The organism is Coleofasciculus sp. FACHB-712, assembly GCF_014695635.1.
Classification (GTDB): domain Bacteria; phylum Cyanobacteriota; class Cyanobacteriia; order Cyanobacteriales; family FACHB-T130; genus FACHB-T130.
Map to the genome: position 1 here is coordinate 1 of NZ_JACJOQ010000230.1, position 4,358 is coordinate 4,358.

General features: G+C 48.2%; 6 protein-coding genes. 2 read left to right on the top strand and 4 right to left on the bottom strand.

Annotation, left to right across the window (positions count from 1 at the left end; all coding sequences use genetic code 11):
• Positions 1 to 774, top strand: a 774-nt coding sequence (locus H6F50_RS06585) for a DUF4394 domain-containing protein (protein ID WP_190427735.1), incomplete at its 5' end; no start/stop codon positions are given.
• A gap of 79 nt (positions 775 to 853) precedes the next feature.
• Here the strand turns inward: H6F50_RS06585 and asnS are convergent.
• Positions 854 to 2,245, bottom strand: coding sequence for an asparagine--tRNA ligase (gene asnS / locus H6F50_RS06590; protein WP_190427737.1), 1,392 nt, complete (start codon positions 2,243 to 2,245; stop codon positions 854 to 856).
• A gap of 109 nt (positions 2,246 to 2,354) precedes the next feature.
• Complete coding sequence (locus H6F50_RS06595; protein WP_190427739.1) at positions 2,355 to 2,732, bottom strand: DUF2203 domain-containing protein; 378 nt, start codon at positions 2,730 to 2,732, stop codon at positions 2,355 to 2,357.
• A gap of 37 nt (positions 2,733 to 2,769) precedes the next feature.
• Between H6F50_RS06595 and H6F50_RS06600 the strand changes: the two genes are divergently transcribed.
• Complete coding sequence (locus tag H6F50_RS06600; RefSeq protein WP_190427741.1) at positions 2,770 to 3,051, top strand: DUF6439 family protein; 282 nt, start codon at positions 2,770 to 2,772, stop codon at positions 3,049 to 3,051.
• On the opposite strand, the gene H6F50_RS06605 is transcribed toward H6F50_RS06600, so the two are convergent.
• Positions 3,048 to 3,497: an ATP-binding protein gene (locus tag H6F50_RS06605; RefSeq protein WP_190427744.1), complete on the bottom strand. Its 450-nt coding sequence runs from the start codon at positions 3,495 to 3,497 to the stop codon at positions 3,048 to 3,050. The genes H6F50_RS06600 and H6F50_RS06605 overlap by 4 nt on opposite strands.
• A gap of 432 nt (positions 3,498 to 3,929) precedes the next feature.
• Positions 3,930 to 4,358, bottom strand: a 429-nt coding sequence (locus tag H6F50_RS06610) for a methyltransferase domain-containing protein (protein WP_190427746.1), incomplete at its 5' end; no start/stop codon positions are given.

A 4,358-nucleotide genomic window follows, 5' to 3' on the forward strand; every position in this document is an offset into this window, starting at 1 on the left:
GTTTTCTTTAACCGCAAACTTTCCAAGATTTCTAGCACCGTAAAGATTGCAGGGGTTGATGGGACTGTGCTAGGGATTGACTTTCGACCAGCCGATGGTCTCCTCTACGGTGTCACAGACAAGAACGGTATTTATACGATTGACACCACCACAGGTGCTGCGACTTTGGTAAGTAACCTCAGTGCTCCCTTCTCTGGAGGAGTCACGTCAGGATTTGACTTCAATCCAGTACCTGACCGCCTGCGGCTTGTTGGTAGCAATGACCAAAACCTTCGCATAAACGTGGATACTGGTGCAGTGATTACTGATGGAACCTTAAACTATGCATCTGGCGATCCCAACTTCGGAGCTAACCCCAATATTACCGCTGCTGCCTACACTAATTCGTTTGCTGGGACAACCACAACCGCACTGTACGGAATTGACTTTGCTCTCGACACATTGGTTCAGCAGAACCCACCCAATGCTGGCATCCTGAACACGATAGGCTCCCTGGGTGTTGATTTCGGCGAAACTGGAGGATTTGACATTGTAACGACCAAGAAGGGAGGTAGCATCGTCAATAATGCCTTCGCAGCTTCTGGCTCGAACATTTACAGCATCAACTTGGGCACAGGTGCTGCTACGACACTAGGCACTTTCAGTGGCGGCGGCAATATTGTTGGTCTTGCTGCCACTTCCGTCCCTGAGCCTGGTACTGTTGGCTCTTTGCTCGGTTTCGGTGCGCTTGCCTTACTAAGTCGCAGCCGCCGTCGTGTCAAGTCAGCTAATTAAATATAGTTTCAAGAGTTCATACTTTGCCCTTGTGCTTTTTGGGCTTTCAGTAGAGTGGGTATTGCCCACTCTACTGAACTTAAAAATCTACAGTTAATGGCGCACGAGGGAAGGGGATCACATCCCGAATATTGCCCATTCCGGTCATAAATTGTACTAAGCGCTCAAACCCCAAACCAAAGCCAGCGTGAGGAACCGTGCCATAGCGCCGTAAATCGAGATACCACCAATAATCGGCTGGATTTAGCCCTTGAGCTTGAATTCTTCGCTCTAGCACGTCTAGGCGTTCTTCCCGCTGCGATCCCCCAATAATTTCGCCAATTTTGGGAGCGAGGATATCCATTGCGCGGACGGTTTTTTCATCGTCGCTCAAACGCATATAAAAGGCTTTAATTTCTACTGGGTAGTCGGTGAGGATGACAGGTTTTTTGAAGACTTCTTCAGCCAGATAGCGTTCGTGTTCTGACTGCAAATCCAAGCCCCATTTGACGGGATACTCGAATTTTTTATCGGCTTTTTCCAAAAGCGCGATCGCATCCGTATAAGCCAACCGTTCAAACTCGTTGTTAATAATATTGTCTGCTGTAGCGAGAACGGAGTTATCAATCCGCTGGTTAAAAAACTCCATGTCTTCAGGACACGTCTCCAGCACATACTTGAAAACGTGCTTCAGGAAGGCTTCTGCTAAGTCCATATTGCCTTCTAAATCGCAGAAAGCCATTTCTGGTTCTACCATCCAAAATTCTGCCAAGTGGCGAGAAGTATTGGAATTTTCTGCTCGGAAGGTGGGGCCAAAAGTATAAACATTGCTGAATGCCATCGCCATGACTTCAGCTTCCAGTTGTCCGCTGACGGTGAGATAGGCAGGGCGTCCAAAAAAGTCTTTGCTGTAATCAATCTCCTGGGCGTTTGTGCGGGGGATATCCTTCAGGTTGAGGTTGGTGACGGTAAACATCTCTCCCGCCCCTTCACAGTCGCTAGCGCTGATAATCGGAGTATGAACCCAGAGAAATCCTCGCTCTTGAAAGAATTGGTGAATTGCATAGGAACAGGCGTTGCGGACGCGGAACACTGCGCCAAAGGAATTGGTGCGCGATCGCAAATGTCCAATTGTTCGCAAAAACTCAAATGAGTGACGTTTCTTTTGCAACGGATAGGTTTCGGGATCGGCTTCCCCATAGACTTTCACCGTTTCTGCCTTCAGCTCAATCCGCTGTCCTTTTGCCGGAGACTCTACCAGCACACCCGCAACTTCTACAGAAGCACCCGTGTTCAGCTGCTTAATGATGTTTCCATAATCTGACAAATCCGGATTGAGTACCACTTGGAGATTAGCCATTGATGAGCCATCGTTGACTTCAACAAAGGCACATTCTTTCAATTCCCGCTTCGTTCGTACCCAGCCTTTGATCGTCAGCGGCTCATCTGGCTGACCATTTCGCAATATGTCTGCAATCCGTCGAGTCACCATGTTGTTATCTGTTGTTATCTGCTAAGTGAAGGTTTCGATAGTTAAAGGGTTGAAAATTGAGGGTTGAAGCTTTAACTTTCAACTTGCCACCTTTTCAACCTGCTAACCCCTACCCAGCGCAGGACTTCAAGATCCAGCCTACAACAATGCCAAGTCCTGCAAAGCGGACAGCTTGCCAAAAAGGTTCTTTTAAACTGTCCCAAGAAAATAGACGACTTTCTAAGTTAAGTTCTATAGTATCCAGCTCTTCTTTGATGCGCCGCAGCTCGACTTGAAGTTGTCGCTGCTGGGAAAGCTTTTGTTCCTTTTTTATCTCGTCTAATCGTTCCTGGAGTTCTGCTTGCCGTTGCTTGTCTTGCTGCGCTTGGACGTAGCGTTCTTTGAGATCCGCAAGCGAAGTCTCAACGTCCAAGAGCGATCGCTCAAATTGCTCTTGATCCCCAAGTGGGGAAGGTGATGGATCTGATCCTTTTGGACGGCGCGGCATACAGTAGAGTAGGGATAAATGCGAGTCTATCTTCAGTATGTCTCAACCGACCCAGCTTTCTAAAACCTCTGACTTGAACGAACTGAGTACCCTGGAACTCGCTCAAGCTCTGGCAGAACGCTTGAGTATTCAACCGAATGATTGGCATCGGCTCAAATCTAACCGCAAAGTTCGCGCTGGCGAACAAGCTATCGCCGCACTGGTATTCCTCCTGAAAGATCAACCGGAAGAAGCGTTGGTGCGCTTTCAGCAGGCTTCTGGCTGGCTGGACAAGTCTATCTCAGCACCGCCTTGCCCAACTCATGGACACAACCGTTAGAAAAGCAGGGGTTGCCGGAAGCGATTTCTGACTTGCTTGCAGAGTCTGAGTTCCGTTCCCTGGTGGTTCCAGTGGACTTGATCGAAGATTTGGTGGAGGATACACATGCCTCTGCCGCTTTCTGCTTCGTCGTCAGGGAGATGTTGTTCGGGGTCAGAATGGCAATCACAGGGGGGAGAAAAGCCCGTTCCTTCGTCTGAAATTACCCACCAATATTGTCCTTCTACCATCGAAAAGCGGACGGACACGGTCTTACTGGGATCGAGCTTATTGCCGTGTTTTGCCGCATTGACTAGCGCCTCTTGCAGCCCTAGCCGAATTTCTGCTTGCCACCGGGATGGAATCTGAGCTAACAGAAGATCTAGAACGGGACAAAGGTAGAGGGTAGAAGCGAAGCTTATCGTGCCCCAAGTTCGCCTTACCGGACGCTGTGAGATAGCAATCACTCAAAAAACCTCTAGACTTTCATTCAATAGAATTAACAGTCAGATGCCGAAGGGTATGCGCGTAGCGCTATACAGCTTTGATACGAGTAGTTTTGGACTCATCTTATGCGTACAACATCTCTTGCGTACAATCAGAGGAATCACGTAGATTCGAGATGATGTCCAGGCTTAAGTACACCTATCGCCAAGCATTAATCATTGCGTATTTGTCCGGTACTCTCTTTTTTTAATCGAGGATACCAACTACATTTTTCCGTTAGATTACTTGGCAAATTGCTAGCTTTCTGACGGATACGAATAACATGCTAACTTCTGACCTCTAGAGGAGTGCTTTCTATCCTAAAAGTTGTAGGATAAACCACTTTCTCTATTGTAACAAAATCTTCTAAAAAAGCCACCCCGAACCTCAGTCAAGTACACTACAGAGGGCCGTCATTGGCGTACAAGAACGGCGGCACATTCAACGTGAGACGTTTGGGGAAAGAAGTCAGCAGGTTGTACGCGGGTTAGCTTATAGGCACCCGATTGACACAATAATTTAAGATCGCGAGCTAGGGTAGCGGGTTTACAACTAACGTAGACAATCCGACTCGGCTGAATTTCTAAAAGGGTTTCTAAGACATCGCGACCGTCCTTCGGACGCCCTGAGCTAACGCATCCCTGCCGCGGGGGATCGAGCAATACAATATCTGGCTTCACGTCCAGCGTGGGCAACAACGTCTCTACGGTTCCCGTATAAAACTTTACATTCGTGATGTTATTCAATTGGGCATTGAGAGTCGCTTGCTCGACTGCTTCTGGCTGCATCTCCAAGCCAATTGCCTGCTTTACCTTCTGCGCCAACGGCAAGGTTAACGTGCC